Genomic DNA, 16,880 nt, shown 5'->3' with positions numbered 1-16,880 from the left:
AAGGGGAGAAGGGAAGAAAGGCCTAGCCCGAGCCCACCTTCTTCTTCCGCCAGGCGAGGTGCACCGCGCAGGTGCAGCCCTGCGGATGCGAGGCCAGTTCCTCGTCATTGGCGGGCGTCGCGGCGGGCGCGATCGCCTGGCCCTTGGCTCCATCCTGCGAGGGGATGTAGTTCAACACCGGCGCGAGCCAGCGCTCGACCTCGGCGACCGTCATGGCCTTGCGCGCGGCATAGTCCTCGACCTGGTCGCGCTCGATCTTGCCGACACCGAAATAGAAGCTCTCGGGATGCGAGAAATACAGGCCCGAGACCGACGAGCCCGGCCACATCGCAAAGCTCTCGGTCAACTTCACACCCGCGGTGTTCTCCGCGTCGAGCAACGCGAACAGCGTCCGCTTCTCGGTGTGGTCGGGTTGCGCCGGATAGCCGGGCGCCGGGCGGATGCCGTCATATTTCTCGAGGATCAGTTCGTCGGCCGAAAACGTCTCGCCGGGCGCGTAGGCCCAGAATTCCTTGCGCACGCGCTGGTGCATGCGCTCGGCAAAGGCTTCGGCCAGACGATCGGCCAGCGCCTTGCACAGGATCGAGGAGTAGTCGTCATTGGCGTTCTTGAAGCGGTCAGCAACCGCGTCCTCGCCAATCCCCGCCGTGACGACGAAGCCGCCGATATAGTCAGGCACGCCGGTGTCCTTGGGCGCGACGAAGTCCGACAGCGCGGCGTTGAAGCGGCCCTCGCGCTTCTCGAGCTGCTGGCGCAGCGTATGGAAGGTCGCGATCTTCTTGGCACGGCTCTCGTCGGCATAGACCTCGATGTCGTCGCCGACGGCGTTCGCCGGCCAGAAGCCGATCGTGGCGCGCGCCGTGAACCACTTCTCCTTGATGATCGTGTCCAGCATCTTGCGCGCGTCGGCATAGAGCGAGCGCGCGACCTCGCCGACCTTCGGATCGTCGAGGATCGCCGGGAAGCGGCCGGTCAGCTCCCAGGTCTGGAAGAACGGCGTCCAGTCGATGTAGTCGGCAAGCTCAGCCAGATCGTAGGCGTCAAAACTCTTCAGCCCGAAGAAGGCCGGCTTCTTCGGCGGCACCGCCGCAAAGTCGATCGCGACCTTGTTGGCGCGCGCTTCAGCGAGCTTCAGCCGCTTCTTGTCGGCCTGGGCACGGAAATGCGCCGTCGAGATCTTGGCGTATTCGGCGCGCACCTCGGCGGCATAGGCCTGCTTCTTCTCGGCCGACAGCAGCGAGGAGGCGACGCCGACGGCGCGGCTCGCGTCGTTGACATGCACGACCGGCCCGCCTGGATAGTTCGGGTCGATCTTGACGGCGGTATGCACGCGGCTGGTGGTGGCGCCGCCGATCAAGAGCGGCACGTTCATGCCCTGCCGTTCCAGCTCGCCGGCGAGGAAGCTCATCTCGTCGAGCGAAGGCGTGATCAGGCCGGAAAGGCCGATGATGTCGGCGCCCTCGGCCTTCGCGGTCTCGATGATCTTGCTCGCGGGCACCATGACGCCGAGGTCGATCACCTCGAAATTGTTGCACTGGAGCACGATGCCGACGATGTTCTTGCCGATGTCGTGGACGTCGCCCTTAACGGTCGCGAGCACGATCTTGCCCGCGGCGTTGCGGCCGCCGGTAATGCCGTTGGCGAGGTTGCGCGCCTTCTCCTCTTCCATGAACGGCATCAGATAGGCCACCGCCTGCTTCATCACGCGCGCCGACTTCACGACCTGCGGCAGGAACATCTTGCCGTCGCCAAAGAGGTCGCCGACCACGTTCATGCCGGCCATCAGCGGGCCTTCGATGACGTCGAGCGGGCGGGAGGCGTTCTGGCGGGCGGCTTCGGTGTCAGCTTCGATGAACTCGGTGATGCCGTGCACCAGCGCGTGGGACAGTCGCTTCTCGACCGGCCATTCGCGCCAGGCGAGATCCTGCTCCTTGGTCTGCTTCTCCTTGCCGCGGAATTTCTCGGCCAGCGCCAGCAGCCGCTCCGACGCGCCGGGATCGCGGTTGAGGATGACGTCCTCGCAGGTCTGGCGCAGCTCGGGGTCGATGTCATCATAGACGATCATCTGCCCGGCATTGACGATGCCCATGTCCATGCCGGCATGGATGGCGTGATACAGGAACACCGAGTGCATCGCCTCGCGCACCGGCTCATTGCCGCGGAACGAGAACGACAGATTGGAGACGCCGCCGGAGATGTGCGCGCCGGGCAGGTTCTGCCGGATCCAGCGTGTCGCCTCGATGAAGTCGACGCCGTAATTGTTGTGCTCCTCGAGGCCGGTCGCGATCGCGAAGATGTTCGGATCGAAGATGATGTCCTCGGGCGGGAAGTCGAGCCGATTGACCAGGATGTCATAGGCGCGCTTGCAGATATCGGTCTTGCGCGCGAACGTGTCGGCCTGGCCGGTCTCGTCGAACGCCATCACCACCACCGCGGCGCCGTGGCGCTTGGCGACGGTCGCCTCGTGCAGGAATTTTTCCTCGCCTTCCTTCATCGAGATCGAGTTCACGATCGGCTTGCCCTGAATGCATTTCAGGCCGGCCTCGATGACGTGGAATTTCGAGGAGTCGACCATGACAGGCACGCGGGCGATGTCGGGCTCGGCGGCGACGAGGTTGAGGAACGTCACCATCGCATTCTCGGAATCGAGCAGGCCTTCGTCCGTGTTGACGTCGATGACCTGCGCGCCGTTCTCGACCTGGTCGCGTGCGACCTGCAGCGCGGCGGTGTAGTCGCCCGCGGTGATCAGCTTGCGGAAGCGCGCCGAGCCGGTGACGTTGGTGCGCTCGCCGACGTTCACGAACGGGATCGCGTCGGTCAGCGTGAACGGCTCGAGGCCGGAGAGCCTGAGCCGCGGTTCGATCTCGGGAACCACGCGCGGCTTGTGCGGGGCGACGGCCCTGGCGATCGCCGCGATATGGTCGGGCGTGGTGCCGCAGCAGCCGCCGACGATGTTGACGAGGCCGGCGGCGGCGAATTCGCCGATCAGCCGCGCCATGTAGTCCGGCGTCTCGTCATACTGGCCGAACTCGTTGGGCAGGCCGGCATTCGGATATGCGCACACCAGCGTGTCGGCGACGCGGCCGATATCGGCGATGTGCGCGCGCAGATCCTCGGCGCCGAGCGCGCAGTTGAAGCCGATCGTGATCGGCTTGGCGTGCCGCACCGAATGCCAGAACGCCTCCGGCAATTGCCCGGAGAGCAGGCGGCCGGACTTGTCTGTGATGGTGCCGGAAATCATCACGGGCACGTCGATGCCGCGTTCCTCGATGATCTCGGCGATTGCATAAAGCGCCGCCTTGGCGTTCAGCGTGTCGAAGATGGTCTCGACGAGCAGCAGATCGGCGCCGCCATCGAGCAGGCCCTTGGCCTGTTCGCCGTAGGCCTTGCGCAGATCGTCGAAGGTCACCGCGCGATAGCCGGGATTGGAGACGTCAGGCGAGATCGAGGCGGTACGGTTGGTCGGGCCGAGCGCGCCGGCGACAAAGCGCTGTTTGCCGTCCTCAGCGCTCACCCGCTCGGCGGCGGCGCGCGCAAGGCGGGCGCCCTGCAGGTTCATCTCATAGGCGAGGTCCGACATATCGTAGTCGGCCTGCGCGATCGAAGTCGAGGAGAAGGTGTTGGTCGCGACGATGTCGGCTCCGGCGCGCAAGTAAGCGGCATGGATGTCGGTGATCGCCTCGGGCTGGGTCAGGATCAGGAGATCGTTGTTGCCCTTGATGTCACGGTGGAAGTCCTTGAAGCGTTCGCTACGAAAGGCGGCTTCGTCGAACTGCAGGCCCTGGATCATCGTGCCCATGGCGCCGTCGAGCACCAGGATGCGTTCGCGGGCAGCCGCGAGCAAAGCGTTACGCTTGGGAGAAACGGGAACGGACATGTCAGGCAGCTTTCTGGGCACCGTTCGGCCGGATGCCGAGCAGGTGGCTGATCGCGAACACGAGGTCCGCGCGGTTCATGGTGTAGAAGTGGAAGGTGTCGACGCCGTGCTTGAACAGCTTCTGCACCTGGCCGGCGGCGACGGTTGCCGCCACCAGCTTGCGGGTCTCGGCGTCGTTGTCGAGGCCTTCGAACTTCTCGGCGAGCCAGTCGGGCACGCTGGTGCCGGCGCGGGTGACGAAGTTGCGCGCCTGCTTGAAATTGTGCATCGGCATGATGCCCGGCACGATCGGAATCTCGATGCCGCGCGCCCGCACCCTGTCGACATAGCGATGGTAGAGGTCGTTATCGAAGAACACCTGGGTGATCGCGCGGGTCGCGCCGGCGTCGACCTTGGCCTTCAGCGTGTCGATGTCGGTGTCGAAGTCGGCGGCTTCCGGATGCTTCTCCGGATAGGCGGACACCGAGATCTCGATATCGGCGTGGCGCTTCTTGATCCCGGCGACGAGCTCGGCCGAGCTCTGGTAGCCGTCGGGATGGGTGAAGTACGGGGTGCCGATGCCGCCCGGCGGATCGCCGCGCAGCGCCACGATGTGGCGGACGCCGACCTCATGATAGCGGTCGACGATCTCGTCGATCTCGCCGCGCGAGGCGCTGACGCAGGTCAGGTGCGCGGCCGGCAGCAGATCGGTCTCGCGTAGGATGCGGGTGATGGTCGAATGGGTGCGCTCGCGGGTCGAGCCGCCGGCGCCGTAGGTGACTGAGACGAAGTTCGGCGTCAGCGGCGCCAGCCGATTGATCGTCTCCCAGAGATTGCGCTCCATCTCCTCGGTCTTCGGCGGGAAGAACTCGAAGGAGATTTTCGGCGCCTTTGGCGCGCGCTGTCCGTCCGGCACGGAGGAAATGGTCTCGGTCATGATACGCAAGGGCTCCGCAACTGGAGGGTCGACGTCCGACCTGGATATGAAGGCCCTAAGATAAGCCAAACCGGTGGGCCAAAACAGCCCATCGGATATGGGAAATTGCCCATAGGTGACAAGGAAACGAGAAAAATCAACTGCGGGTTATGCATGGTGGGCGAGGGGCGACTTGTCGCGAAGATGAGTTATTTCGCTGTATTATATAGCATAAATTTAATTCTGCATGTGCGGGGTCGCCGAAATGAGCTGTGGGCAGGATAATATGTCGATGAATCGTCTTTTTTCGTCCCAAGCCTCGTTGCTCTCTCCACCAGCCGTCGGGTGCGGGACTGCTCTGCGCAGCCGGGCTCTTTGTCGCCTCCTGACCTCACACTAGGTTGTCGGCCATGATCCCGCTCTCCGTCCTCGACCTGTCCGTCGTCACCACCGGCACCAAGCCCGCCGCCGCGCTCCGCAACAGCATCGATTTGGCGCGCCATGTCGATGGCCTCGGTTATGTCCGCTATTGGCTCGCCGAGCACCACAACCTCGCCTCGGTCGCGAGCCCGGCGCCCGATTTGATGATCGGGCAGATCGCGGCGGTGACGCAGCACATCCGCGTTGGCTCCGGCGGCGTGATGCTGCCCAATCATGCGCCGCTCGTGGTCGCCGAGCGCTTCAAGATGCTGGAGGCACTGTTTCCCGGCCGCATCGATCTTGGTCTCGGCCGCGCGCCCGGCACCGATGGCGCCACCGCCTACGCGCTGCGCAGCCGGCTCGATCGCCGTGAGGGCGATGATTTCCTCGAGCGGCTGCATGAGTTGACCTTGTGGGAGACGCGCGATTTCCCGGCCGGCCATCCCTACAACAATGTGGTGGCGATGCCGGATGATTCGCCGCTGCCGCCGATCTGGCTGCTCGGCTCGAGCGACTATTCCGCCGAGCTCGCGGCGCAGGTCGGGATGGGCTTTGCGTTCGCGCACCATTTTGCCACGCACGATGCAATTGCCGCGATGACGAACTATCGGGCGCATTTCAAGCCGTCGGGCTGGCGCGCGACGCCGCAATCGATCCTCGCAGTCGCCGTCGTCACGGCGGAGACTGATGCGGAAGCCGAGCGGCTTGCGATGTCGATGGATCTCAACCGGCTGCGCCGCGACCGCGGCCAGTATCTGCCGCTGCCTGATATCGAGGAGGCGGAGGCCTATCCCTACACCGACGCCGAGCGCGCCTCGATCGCACGCAACCGCGCGCGGCTGTTCGTCGGCAGCCCCGCGACCGTGATGACGAAGCTGGAGCCGCTGATCGCGGCAAGCCAGGCCGACGAGCTGATGGTGATCACCGCGGTCTACGACCATGAGGCGCGCAAGAAGTCCTACAGCCTGCTGGCCGAGGCGTTCGGGCTGCAGAAGAGGGCGGCATAACGGCTGTCGTCCCGGCGAAAGCCGGGACCCATAACCACGAATCAAAGTTGTTGCGCTTCGCTGGGGCCGCTGTCCCTCCCTACAACCCAAGCCGGTGGTTATGGGTCCCGGCCTGCGCCGGGACGACGTACGGAAGGACTTCGCCCGCGCCTCAGTCCTGCGTTTCTCTGAAGGTCGCGCGGAACGGATTGCCGGGATAGACGCCGAGGATGCGGAATTCGCGCGAGAAGAACTTCAATTCCTCGAGCGCAAAGGCGAGCCCGCGGTCGTCGGGATGGCCGTCGACATCGGCGTAGAATTGCGTGGCGAAGAAATTGCCGTCGACCATGTAGCTTTCGAGCTTGGTCATGTTGACGCCATTGGTGGCGAAGCCGCCGAGCGCCTTGTAGAGCGCGGCCGGCAGATTGCGCACCCGGAACACAAAGCTGGTGACCAGCGCGCCCGAGCCCTGCGCGGCCCATTTTTCCTCGCGCGCCAGCACCACGAAGCGGGTGGTGTTGTGGGTCTCGTCCTCGATGTCCTCGGCAAGAATGTTGAGGCCGTAGATATCGGCGGCGAGGCGGGAGGCGATCGCCGCCACGGTCTTGTCGCCGCGTTCGGAGACGTCGCGGGCGCTACCGGCGGTGTCGCCGGCGACGATCGGCTTGATGCCGAGCCTGCGGATCGTGCGCCGGCACTGGCCGAGCGCCTGGACGTGGCTCTCGACGCTCTTGATGTCGGCGAGCTTGACGCCCTTGATTGCCATCAGCTGGTGGCGGATCGGCAAGAACCATTCGCCGACGATGAACAGGCCCGAGGCGGGCAAAAGATGATGGATGTCGGCGACGCGGCCGGCGACCGAGTTCTCGATCGGGATCATGCCGAGATCGGCCTCGCCGGAGGAAATCGCGGCCAGCGCGTCCTCGAAGGTCGGGCAGGGCATCGGCTCAGCGTCGGGATAGGCCTCGACGATCGCGATGTGGGAATTGGCGCCAGGCTCGCCCTGGAATGCGATTTTCAGCTTCTTGGTCATGGGTGGCCTTTTACCAGCCGGTTAGGCTTTGGAAAGTATCCGCCGGGCGGTTTCGAGGTCCGCCGGGGTGTCGACGCCGCGCGGGACGGTGCCGACGATGGTGATGTCGATCCGCATCCCGGCCTCCAGCGCGCGCAGTTGCTCGAGCTTCTCCTGCTGCTCCAGCGGCGAGGGCGGCAGCTTCACGAACCGCTCCAGCGCGGCCCGGCGGTAGGCGTAGAGGCCGATATGGTGGTAGCGCGGCCCGTCGCCGTTGGGCGCCGTGGCGCGGGTGAAATACAGCGCGCGCAGCCGGTTCGGGCCAATCGGCGAGCCGACTGCCTTGACCACGCTGGGGGCCCGATCCTCATCCTCGGTATGAATCTGCGAGGCCAGGGTCGAGATGTCGACCGCGGGATCGTCGAGCGCCGGCATCACGCTACGGATGGTCTCGGGCGTGATGGTCGGGAAATCGCCCTGCAGATTGACCACGATCTCGGCGCGGCCGTCCGGGTCGAGGGTCATCATCGCTTCATGGATCCGGTCCGAGCCGGAGGGATGGTCGGGGCGGGTCATCACCACCTCGCCGCCGGCAGCCGTCACCGCGGCTGCGATCTCGGCCGAGTCGGTGGCGACCGCGACCCGGCCGATCCCGGCCGCCTCGGCCCGCCGCAGCACATGGACGATCATCGGCGCGCCCGCGATATCGAGCAGCGGCTTGCCGGGCAGTCGGGTGGCGGCCATGCGGGCCGGAATCAGCACCAAGGTACGGGATTGCGTCATTCGTGTCGGGGCCCGTCCGGGCTGCGGAAATTGCCGGGAGGAGGTTGAATTCGGCGCGTTTATACGGGTTGCCAGAGCGCGGGCAAACCGATATCTCAACCCTGCCTGGGGGGAGGCACGAAAGGTCGATTCCCGGGTCTTTCCCCGCGGCCGTATTCCCGGCCTGAAGTCGACATTCAAGGCCCGGAGCCTGACCCAAAATGGACTCCTTCGAACTCAACAAAATCCTCGGTGCGGTTCTCGGCACCTGCATCGTCGTCCTGGTGATGAGCTTTACCGCCGGATCGGTGTTCTCGGCCAAGATGCCGGAGAAGCCGGGTTTTGAGATCGCCGTGAAGGAAGAGTCCCATGGCGGTGGCGGTGAGGCCGCTGCGGCCGCCTCCGAGCCGATCGAGAAGCTGCTGCAGACCGCCTCGGTCGAGAAGGGCGCGGCGGCCGCCAAGAAGTGCCAGGCCTGCCACACCTTCGAGAAGGGCGGCCCCAACCGCGTTGGTCCGAACCTCTACGGTATCGTCGGCGAGAAGAAGGGCGAGGGCCGCGGCTTCAATTTCTCGGCCGCGATGAAGGGCAAGGGCGGCGATTGGTCGTTTGACGACCTCAACAAGTTCCTGACCAACCCGAAGGGCTTCGTCCCCGGCACCGCGATGGGCTTCGCGGGCGTGCCGAAGGATAGCGAACGCGCCGACATCATCGCCTATCTGAATTCGAACTCGGAGCATCCGGCTCCGCTCCCGACCGCCTCGAAGTAACGAATTGCTTCGCGCAAGCAGGTGGATGAAACGGCCAGGCAATGCCTGGCCGTTTTCGCATGGGGAACGGTCGCTCTCGTTTGGTGTTGCCGGATTTGCTATCGAGACGTTTCGCCGCAGCGGATCGGTTCCAGACCGGCCATCATTAGGAAAAAGCAACGTAAATCGTCGAACCGTTGCCGTATATTGAGGTCCATCTAGGCGGGGTCAGCAACAGGAATTCCGAATTTGGCTATCACCCGACGACACCTCCTTCAGGGCAGCGCAATGGCGGCAATGGCGTCGGCGCTCGGTTTCGGCCCCGGCACCGGAGCGGTCACTCCGGCATTCGCGGATGACGCTCCGAACGGGCTAAAATGGCGGCATGCCTTGTCGCTGTTCGGCAATGTCAAATACCCGGCCGACTTCAAGCGGTTTGACTACGTCAATCCGGATGCGCCCAAGGGCGGCAGCGTTCGCCAGATTGCGATCGGCACCTTTGATAATTTCAACGTGGTGGTTTCGGGCGTGAAGGGCTCGATCGCGGGCGCGGTCGCGCTGGTCTACGAACCCCTGATGACGCCGTCACTCGACGAAGTATCAACCCAATACGGGGGGCTCGCGGAGGCCGCAAGTTATCCCGACGATTTCTCGTACGTCATCTATCGTCTTCGCCCACAGGCCAAATGGCACGACGGCGCGCCCGTTACCGTGGATGACGTGATCTTCTCGCTTGAGGCGTTCAAGAAACATCATCCGATGTATTCAGCCTACTACAGCCATGTGGTCCGGGCGGAGAAGATCGGTGATCGCGACGTGAAGTTCGTGTTCGACATGCCGGGCAACCGGGAACTTCCGCAGATCGTGGGTGAACTGACAATCCTGCCCAAACACTGGTGGGAAAGCACCGATAGCGAAGGCCGCAAGCGTGATGTTTCCGGAACGACGCTCGAGAAGCCGCTTGGGTCGGGCGCCTATCGCGTCAAGGAATTCGTCGCTGGAAGATCGATCGTGCTTGAGCGCGTCAAGGACTATTGGGGGCGCGACCTCGCGATCAATGTTGGGCGCAACAATTTCGACGAGTTGCGCTACGAGTATTTCAGGGATCCGACGGTTGCGATCGAGGCATTCAAGGGCGATCAGATCGACTGGCGCCTGGAGAACAGCGCGAAGGCATGGGCGACCGCCTATAATTTTCCGGCTGTCACCGACAAGCGCGTGGTGTTGGAGGAGTTTCCGAACCGCAGTTCGGGCGTCATGCAAGCCTTTGTCCCGAATCAGCGCCGCACCAAATTCAAGGATCCGCGTGTTCGCCGAGCTCTGAACTTTGCGTTCGACTTCGAAGAGGTCAACAAGCTGCTGTTCTTCGGCCAGTACAAGCGCATCATCAGCTATTTCGATGGCGCGGACGAGTTGATGGCGACCGGGCTGCCGCAGGGCAAGGAACTCGCAATCCTTGAATCCATGCGCGATCAGGTGCCGGCCGAAGTTTTCACAACGGTCTATACCAACCCGGTCGGCGGAAACCCCGAGGCTGTCCGCGACAACCTCCGCGAAGCCTCACGCCTGCTCAAGGAGGCAGGCTACGAAGTGCGCGACCGGAAGCTCGTGGATGCCAAGAGTGGAGAGCCGTTCTCGATCGAGTTGCTGAGTGAGGATCCGAATTTCGAACGGATCATGCTGGCTTACAAGCCAGCACTCGAGCGGCTCGGATTTTCGATCACCGTACGCACGATTGATCCGATCCAGTACGAGAACCGGCTTCGCAGCTGGGATTTCGACATCGTCATCGGGTCCTGGGGAGAATCCCTGTCGCCTGGGAACGAGCAGCGCGAATACTGGGGATCGAAAGCTGCGGACACAGCCGGATCACGCAATATTGCGGGCATCAAGAATCCGGTGATCGACAAATTGATAGAGCGGGTGGTTTTTGCGACCGATCGCGAAGATCTCGTTGCCGCGACAAAGGCGCTCGACCGCGTGTTGTTGTGGAACCATTACGTCATTCCGCAGTGGAATTATCCGAAGCTGCGCACGGCACGTTGGGATCGCTTCGGCCGTCCGGCAGAATTGCCCAAATACGGCCTCTCAGGATTCCCTGCGATTTGGTGGTTCGACGCCGACAAGGCGGCCAAGCTCAAGCGTTCATAAGATCGAAGGATTCGCGCATGGCGCTATTCTCCCGTCGGCACGCACTCGGCTTCGGCATCGGTGCGTTGAGTGCTGCAGGCTTGCGTGTCGCACCGGCGGCTGCCGACAACGGAACCGAGATGCACGGCATGTCGGTGTTCGGCGACCTGAAATATCCCGCGGATTTCCAGATCTTCGACTACGTCAATCCGAAAGCGCCGAAGGGCGGCGCCTTCTCGGTGATCCCGTGGGTGCGGGCCTATAACCAGTCCTACTACACCTTCAACTCGCTGAACGCCTATGTCCTGAAGGGCGAAGGCGCGCAGGGCATGGACATGACGTTCGCGACGCTGATGTCGCGCGCCAATGACGAGCCCGACGCGATGTACGGCTTTGCCGCGAAGTCGGTGCAGATCTCGCCGGACAAGCTGGTCTACCGCTTCACCATGCGTCCCGAGGCGCGCTTCCATGACGGTGTGAGGCTGACCGCGCAGGACGTCGCCTTCTCGCTCACCACGCTGAAGGAAAAAGGTCACCCGCTGATCCAGGTGCAGCTGCGCGACTTCGTCAAGGCCGAGGCGCCCGATGACGCGACCGTGGTGGTGACCTTCGCGGCGGGGCGCGCGCGCGACGTGCCGCTCTTTGTCGCGAGCCTGCCGATCTTCTCCAAGGCCTATTACGCGACGCGGTCGTTCGAGGACTCGACGCTCGATGCGCCGCTCGGCTCGGGGCCGTACAAGGTCGGCCGCTTCGAGGTCAACCGCTACGTCGAATACGACCGCGTCAAGGATTGGTGGGGCGCCGACCTTCCGGTCAACCGCGGCAGCTACAATTTCGATACGGTGCGCTACGAATTCTATCGCGACCGCGATGTGGCTTTCGAGGGCTTCACCTCGAAGAGCTATCTGTTCCGCGAGGAGTTCACCGCGCGCGTCTGGGCGACACGCTACGATTTTCCCGCGGTGAAGGATGGCCGGGTCAAGCGCGAGACGCTGCCCGACGACACCCCTTCAGGCGCGCAGGGCTGGTTCATCAACCTGCGCCGCGACAAGTTCAAGGATCCGCGCGTGCGCGAGGCGCTGATCTGCGCCTTCGACTTCGAGTGGACCAACAAGACCATCATGTACGATGCGTATGCGCGCACCGTCTCGCCGTTCCAGAACTCGGACATGGTCGCGGAGGGGCCGCCCTCGCCGGAGGAGCTTGCGTTGCTCGAGCCGTTCCGCGGCCAGATACCCGATGAGGTGTTCGGCCTGCCGTTCGTGCCGCCGGTGTCCGACGGCTCCGGCCAGGACCGCGCTTTGCTGCGCAAGGCGGTGCAACTGCTCAACGAGGCCAGCTGTGTCGTCAAGGAAGGCAAGCGGGTGCTGCCGAACGGCGAGCCCATCACCATCGAATTCCTCAACGACGAGCCCTCGTTGCAGCCGCACCATGGGCCTTACATCAAGAATCTCGGAACGCTCGGCATCGAGGCGACGTTCCGCCTGGTCGACGCGGTGCAGTACCGCGCCCGGGTGGAAGATTTCGATTTCGATATGACCATGCAGCGCTTCAGCTTCTCGGCGACGCCCGGCGACAGCATGCGGCCGTTCTTCTCTTCGCAGGCGGCGAAGACCAAGGGCTCCTATAATCTCGCAGGCATCTCCAACCCGGCGATCGATGCGTTGATCGAGAAGATCATCGGCGCGAACAGCCGCCATGAGCTGACGGTCGCCTGTCGCGCCTTCGACCGCGTGTTCCGTGCCGGTCGTTACTGGGTGCCGCAGTGGTACCGCAACACGCATCCGATCGCCTATTGGGATCAGTTCGGTCACACGGACAAGCTGGCGAAATATACCCAGGGCGTCGGCGCGCCGGAGAATTGGTGGTACGATGCGGCCAAGGCGCCAAGCTCGAGCAGGCGAAGTAGCCGATGAGCGCCTATATCGCCCGACGTATCCTGCTGATGCTGCCGACGCTGCTCGGCATCCTGTTCGTGTCCTTCGTGGTCGTGCAGTTTGCTCCGGGCGGTCCGGTCGAGCGCGTCATCGCGCAGATCAACGGCGCCGATACCGGCGGCACCTCGCGCGTGTCGGGTGGCGGCGGCGATTTCGGTGCACAGCGCGGTCAGGGCGCGGGCGCCGGCGCGGCCATCAACTCGAAATACCGCGGTGCGCAAGGCCTCGATCCTGACTTCATCAAGAAGCTCGAGGTGCAATTCGGCTTCGACAAGCCGGCGCCCGAGCGCTTCGCCCTGATGGTCTGGAATTTCGCGCGGTTCGACTTCGGCAACAGCTATTTCCGCAGCGTCAGCGTGATCCAGCTGATCAAGGAAAAGCTGCCGGTCTCGATGTCGCTCGGCATCTGGATGACGCTCCTAACCTATCTGATCTCGATCCCGCTCGGCATCCGCAAGGCGGTGCAGGACGGTTCGCGGTTCGACACCTGGACCTCGGCGGTGATCATCGTCGGCTTTGCGATCCCGGGCTTCCTGTTCGCGATCCTCTTGATCGTGCTGTTCGCCGGCGGCTCGTTCCTCAATATCTTCCCGCTGCGCGGCCTGACTTCGGACGGCTGGTCGCAATTCCCCTGGTACTGGAAGATCATCGACTATTTCTGGCATCTGACATTGCCGCTGGTGTCGATGGCGCTCGGTGCCTTCGCCACCATGACCCTGCTGACCAAGAACTCGTTCCTCGACGAGATCCGCAAGCAATATGTGATGACCGCGCGCGCCAAGGGCTGCAGCGAGCGTCAGGTGCTCTACGGCCACGTCTTCCGCAACGCCATGCTGATCGTGATCGCCGGCTTCCCGGGCGCGTTCATCCACGCGTTCTTCTCGGGCTCGCTGCTGATCGAGACCATCTTCTCGCTCGACGGGCTCGGCCTTCTCGGCTTCGAAAGCGTATTGAACCGCGACTATCCGGTGGTGTTCGGAACGCTGTTCATCTTCTCGCTGGTCGGACTGGTGGTCAATTTGCTGTCCGATCTCGCTTATATGTGGATCGATCCGCGGATCGACTTCGAGGCGCGGGAGGTCTGATGACGCTGCTCGCGCCCCAGCCGGTCGAGACCTCGACGCAATCGCCGCTCGGCGAGGCCGTGCCCGCCACGCGCCACGGCTTTTCGCCGTCGCCGCTGAACAGGCGGCGCTGGCAGAACTTCAAGGCGAATCGCCGCGGCTACTGGTCGTTCTGGATATTCCTCTTCCTGTTCGTGGCGTCGCTGTTCGCCAATTTCATTGCCAACGACAAGCCGCTGCTCGTCAAATACGACGGTCGTCTGTACTGGCCGGTGATCTTCACCTATGCCGAGACCACCTTCGGCGGCGATTTCGAGACCGCGGCCGATTATCGCGATCCCTACTTGCAGAAGCAGATCGCCGCCAAGGGCGGCAGCATGATCTGGCCGCCGATCCGTTATTCCTATGACAGCCGCAACCTCGACCCGCCGACGGCGGTGCCGTCGAAGCCGACCTGGCTCTTGACCGAGAAGCAGTGCGCGGACGTGGTGAAGCGGAAGGGGCTGACCGGCTGCCGCGACCTCGAATACAATTGGCTCGGCACCGACGATCAGGGCCGCGACGTCGTTGCGCGGCTGATCTACGGCTTCCGCATCTCGGTGCTGTTCGGCCTGACGTTGACCATCCTGTCCTCGATCATCGGCATCGCCGCCGGCGGCGTGCAGGGCTATTTCGGCGGCTGGACCGATTTGATCTTCCAGCGGCTGATCGAGATCTGGACCGCGATCCCCTCGCTCTACCTGCTATTGATCATCTCGGCGGTGTTGCCGCCGGGCTTCTTCATCCTGCTCGGCATCCTCCTGCTGTTCTCGTGGGTTTCGCTGGTCGGCCTGGTGCGCGCCGAATTCCTGCGCGGCCGCAATTTCGAGTATATCCAGGCGGCGCGCGCGCTCGGCGTCTCCAACGGCAAGATCATGTTCCGCCATTTGCTGCCGAACGCGATGGTCGCGACCATGACGTTCCTGCCCTTCATCGTCTCGTCCTCGGTGATGACGCTGACGGCGCTGGATTTCCTCGGCTTCGGCTTGCCGCCCGGCTCGCCCTCGCTCGGTGAATTGCTGTCGCAGGGCAAGGCCAATGTGCAGGCGCCGTGGCTCGGCCTCACCGGCTTCTTCTCGGTCGCGATCATGCTGTCGCTGCTGATCTTCATCGGCGAAGCCGCGCGCGACGCCTTCGATCCGCGCAAGACGTTCTCGAAGGGCTGACGGATGGACGCGACCAACCAGCCTTTGCTCGATGTCAGCGACCTCTCGGTCGCCTTCGGCCGTTCGGTTGCGGTGGACGGCATCTCGTTTTCGATCAAGCGCGGCGAATGCGTCGCGCTGGTCGGTGAATCCGGTTCGGGAAAATCCGTCAGCGCGCTGTCGGTGTTGAAGCTGCTGCCCTATCCGACGGCCTCGCATCCTTCTGGCGCGATCCGGTTCCGCGGCCGCGATCTCCTGGCCGCATCCGATCAGGAGATGCGCGAGGTCCGCGGCAACGACATCTCGATCATCTTCCAGGAGCCGATGACCTCGCTCAATCCGCTCCAGACCATCGAGACCCAGATCGGCGAGATCCTGTCGCTGCATCGGGGCGTCAGCGGTGCGGCGGCGCGGGCGCGGACGCTGGAATTGCTCGGCCAGGTCGGCATCCCCGAGCCGGAGACGCGGCTCAAGAGTTATCCGCACCAATTGTCCGGCGGCCAGCGCCAGCGCGTGATGATCGCGATGGCGCTCGCCAACGAGCCCGATCTGTTGATCGCGGACGAGCCGACCACGGCGCTCGACGTCACCGTGCAGGCGCAGATCCTGGCGCTGCTCGCTGAGATCCGCGCCCGGCTCGGCATGAGCCTGCTGTTCATCACCCACGACCTCGGCATCGTCCGTCGCATCGCCGACACGGTCTGCGTGATGAACAACGGCAAGATCGTCGAGCAGGGCCCGGTCGAGCAGGTCTTCACCGCGCCGAAGCACGCCTACACCAAGGCGCTGCTGGCGGCCGAGCCGAAGCCCGATCCGGCGCCGCCGCAGCCAGGCGCCGAGGTCGTGATGTCGGCCGACAATCTCAAGGTCTGGTTTCCGATCAAGCGCGGGCTGCTGCGCTCGACCGTCGGCCATATCAAGGCGGTCGATGGCGTCAGCCTCGCGGTGCGCAAGGGCGAGACGCTCGGCGTGGTCGGCGAATCCGGCTCCGGCAAGACCACGCTTGGGCTGGCGCTGCTCCGGCTGATCTCGTCCGATGGTCCGATCGTGTTCCTCGGCAAGGACATCCAGGGCCTGCGCTTCAAGCAGATGCGGCCATTCCGCCGCGACATGCAGATCGTGTTCCAGGACCCGTTCGGCTCGCTCAGCCCGCGCATGTCGGTCGCCGACATCATCGCCGAGGGGCTCGAAGTGCATCAGGAGCAGCTGTCGCGCGAGGAGCGCGAGGCGCGGGTGATCAAGGCATTGAAGGATGTCGGGCTCGATCCCGACTGGCGCTTCCGTTATCCGCACGAATTCTCCGGCGGCCAACGCCAGCGCATCTCGATCGCGCGCGCGGTCGTGCTGGAGCCGAACTTCGTGGTGCTGGACGAACCGACCTCAGCGCTCGACATGCTGCTGCAGGCCCAGATGGTCGACCTGTTGCGCGATTTGCAGCGCAAGCGCGACCTCACCTACATGTTCATCTCGCACGATCTGCGCGTGGTCGCCTCGCTGGCGAGCCATTTGATCGTGATGAAATCCGGCAAGGTCGAGGAGGAGGGGCCGGCCTCCGAGCTGTTCAAGAATCCGAAGAGCGACTACACCCGCGCGCTGTTCGCCGCCGCGTTCCGCATCGAAGCGGCCGGCGACGGGACGGTGGCGACGTAATCCGGTGTCATTCCGGGGCGCGCGGCCCGATGGGTTCCGGGCTCGACGCCACGCGTCGCCCTCAGGTGCGCAATTGCGCACCCGGGAATGACAGATCAGTAGGATGGGTAGAGCGAAGCGAAACCCATCACTTCGCCGCGCGGTTGGAGCTTGATGGGTTTCGCTGCGCTCTACCCATCCTACAACGTCTCGGTTCTCGTCCACGTCGTCCTGA

Annotated in this window: 11 protein-coding genes; 7 read left to right on the top strand and 4 right to left on the bottom strand. The window is 64.0% G+C overall.

Translation table 11 applies throughout. From position 1 onward, the window contains the following. Nucleotides 1-22 precede the first annotated feature (22 nt). Complete coding sequence (gene metH, locus AKN84_RS19015) at nucleotides 23-3,877, bottom strand: methionine synthase (protein WP_050422193.1); 3,855 nt, start codon at nucleotides 3,875-3,877, stop codon at nucleotides 23-25. A 1-nt stretch (nucleotide 3,878) separates the two neighbouring features. After that, complete coding sequence (gene metF, locus AKN84_RS19010; protein WP_050422192.1) at nucleotides 3,879-4,793, bottom strand: methylenetetrahydrofolate reductase [NAD(P)H]; 915 nt, start codon at nucleotides 4,791-4,793, stop codon at nucleotides 3,879-3,881. 389 nt (nucleotides 4,794-5,182) lie between these two features. Here metF and AKN84_RS19005 point away from each other — a divergent pair, with 389 nt between their 5' ends. Then, nucleotides 5,183-6,199: an LLM class flavin-dependent oxidoreductase gene (locus tag AKN84_RS19005; RefSeq protein WP_050422191.1), complete on the top strand. Its 1,017-nt coding sequence runs from the start codon at nucleotides 5,183-5,185 to the stop codon at nucleotides 6,197-6,199. 151 nt (nucleotides 6,200-6,350) lie between these two features. Here AKN84_RS19005 and AKN84_RS19000 read toward each other — a convergent pair whose 3' ends face one another. Further along, complete coding sequence (locus AKN84_RS19000) at nucleotides 6,351-7,211, bottom strand: prephenate dehydratase (protein ID WP_050422190.1); 861 nt, start codon at nucleotides 7,209-7,211, stop codon at nucleotides 6,351-6,353. Between the two features lie 21 nt (nucleotides 7,212-7,232). Beyond that, entirely contained in the window at nucleotides 7,233-7,973 is a 741-nt protein-coding gene (locus tag AKN84_RS18995) for a 3-deoxy-manno-octulosonate cytidylyltransferase (protein ID WP_050422189.1), read from the bottom strand. Between the two features lie 200 nt (nucleotides 7,974-8,173). Between AKN84_RS18995 and AKN84_RS18990 the strand changes: the two genes are divergently transcribed. The 6 genes from AKN84_RS18990 to AKN84_RS18965 all read left to right on the top strand — a co-directional run bounded on the left by AKN84_RS18990 (nucleotide 8,174) and on the right by AKN84_RS18965 (nucleotide 16,666). After that, entirely contained in the window at nucleotides 8,174-8,722 is a 549-nt protein-coding gene (locus AKN84_RS18990; protein WP_050422188.1) for a c-type cytochrome, read from the top strand. 228 nt (nucleotides 8,723-8,950) lie between these two features. Then, nucleotides 8,951-10,852, top strand: coding sequence for an extracellular solute-binding protein (locus tag AKN84_RS18985; RefSeq protein ID WP_050422187.1), 1,902 nt, complete (start codon nucleotides 8,951-8,953; stop codon nucleotides 10,850-10,852). Nucleotides 10,853-10,869: 17 nt separating this feature from the next. Then, on the top strand, nucleotides 10,870-12,747 hold the full coding sequence (locus tag AKN84_RS18980) for an extracellular solute-binding protein (RefSeq protein ID WP_128970983.1): 1,878 nt from the start codon (nucleotides 10,870-10,872) through the stop codon (nucleotides 12,745-12,747). After that, on the top strand, nucleotides 12,744-13,853 hold the full coding sequence (locus AKN84_RS18975; protein WP_050422186.1) for a microcin C ABC transporter permease YejB: 1,110 nt from the start codon (nucleotides 12,744-12,746) through the stop codon (nucleotides 13,851-13,853). Before AKN84_RS18980 ends, AKN84_RS18975 begins: the two co-directional genes overlap by 4 nt. After that, nucleotides 13,853-15,037: an ABC transporter permease gene (locus AKN84_RS18970; protein WP_050422185.1), complete on the top strand. Its 1,185-nt coding sequence runs from the start codon at nucleotides 13,853-13,855 to the stop codon at nucleotides 15,035-15,037. The genes AKN84_RS18975 and AKN84_RS18970 overlap by 1 nt, the downstream gene beginning before the upstream one ends. A 3-nt stretch (nucleotides 15,038-15,040) precedes the next feature. After that, nucleotides 15,041-16,666, top strand: coding sequence for an ABC transporter ATP-binding protein (locus AKN84_RS18965; RefSeq protein ID WP_050422184.1), 1,626 nt, complete (start codon nucleotides 15,041-15,043; stop codon nucleotides 16,664-16,666). Nucleotides 16,667-16,880 lie beyond the last annotated feature (214 nt).

Origin of the sequence: Bradyrhizobium tropiciagri, from assembly GCF_001189845.1 — a bacterium.
GTDB classification, from domain to species: Bacteria; Pseudomonadota; Alphaproteobacteria; order Rhizobiales; family Xanthobacteraceae; genus Bradyrhizobium; species Bradyrhizobium tropiciagri.
Note: the sequence above shows the minus strand (reverse complement) of the source record. Positions and strands in the feature narration are given on the sequence as shown.

Bases quoted from the DNA above. Each gene is read 5' to 3' on its own strand.
- AKN84_RS18995 (WP_050422189.1), bottom strand. From the start codon at position 7,973: ATGACGCAATCCCGTACCTTGGTGCTGATTCCGGCCCGCATGGCCGCC.
- metH (WP_050422193.1), bottom strand. From the start codon at position 3,877: ATGTCCGTTCCCGTTTCTCCCAAGCGTAACGCTTTGCTCGCGGCTGCC.
- AKN84_RS18990 (WP_050422188.1), top strand. From the start codon at position 8,174: ATGGACTCCTTCGAACTCAACAAAATCCTCGGTGCGGTTCTCGGCACC.
- metF (WP_050422192.1), bottom strand. From the start codon at position 4,793: ATGACCGAGACCATTTCCTCCGTGCCGGACGGACAGCGCGCGCCAAAG.
- AKN84_RS18975 (WP_050422186.1), top strand. From the start codon at position 12,744: ATGAGCGCCTATATCGCCCGACGTATCCTGCTGATGCTGCCGACGCTG.
- AKN84_RS18970 (WP_050422185.1), top strand. From the start codon at position 13,853: ATGACGCTGCTCGCGCCCCAGCCGGTCGAGACCTCGACGCAATCGCCG.
- AKN84_RS18965 (WP_050422184.1), top strand. From the start codon at position 15,041: ATGGACGCGACCAACCAGCCTTTGCTCGATGTCAGCGACCTCTCGGTC.
- AKN84_RS18980 (WP_128970983.1), top strand. From the start codon at position 10,870: ATGGCGCTATTCTCCCGTCGGCACGCACTCGGCTTCGGCATCGGTGCG.
- AKN84_RS19000 (WP_050422190.1), bottom strand. From the start codon at position 7,211: ATGACCAAGAAGCTGAAAATCGCATTCCAGGGCGAGCCTGGCGCCAAT.
- AKN84_RS19005 (WP_050422191.1), top strand. From the start codon at position 5,183: ATGATCCCGCTCTCCGTCCTCGACCTGTCCGTCGTCACCACCGGCACC.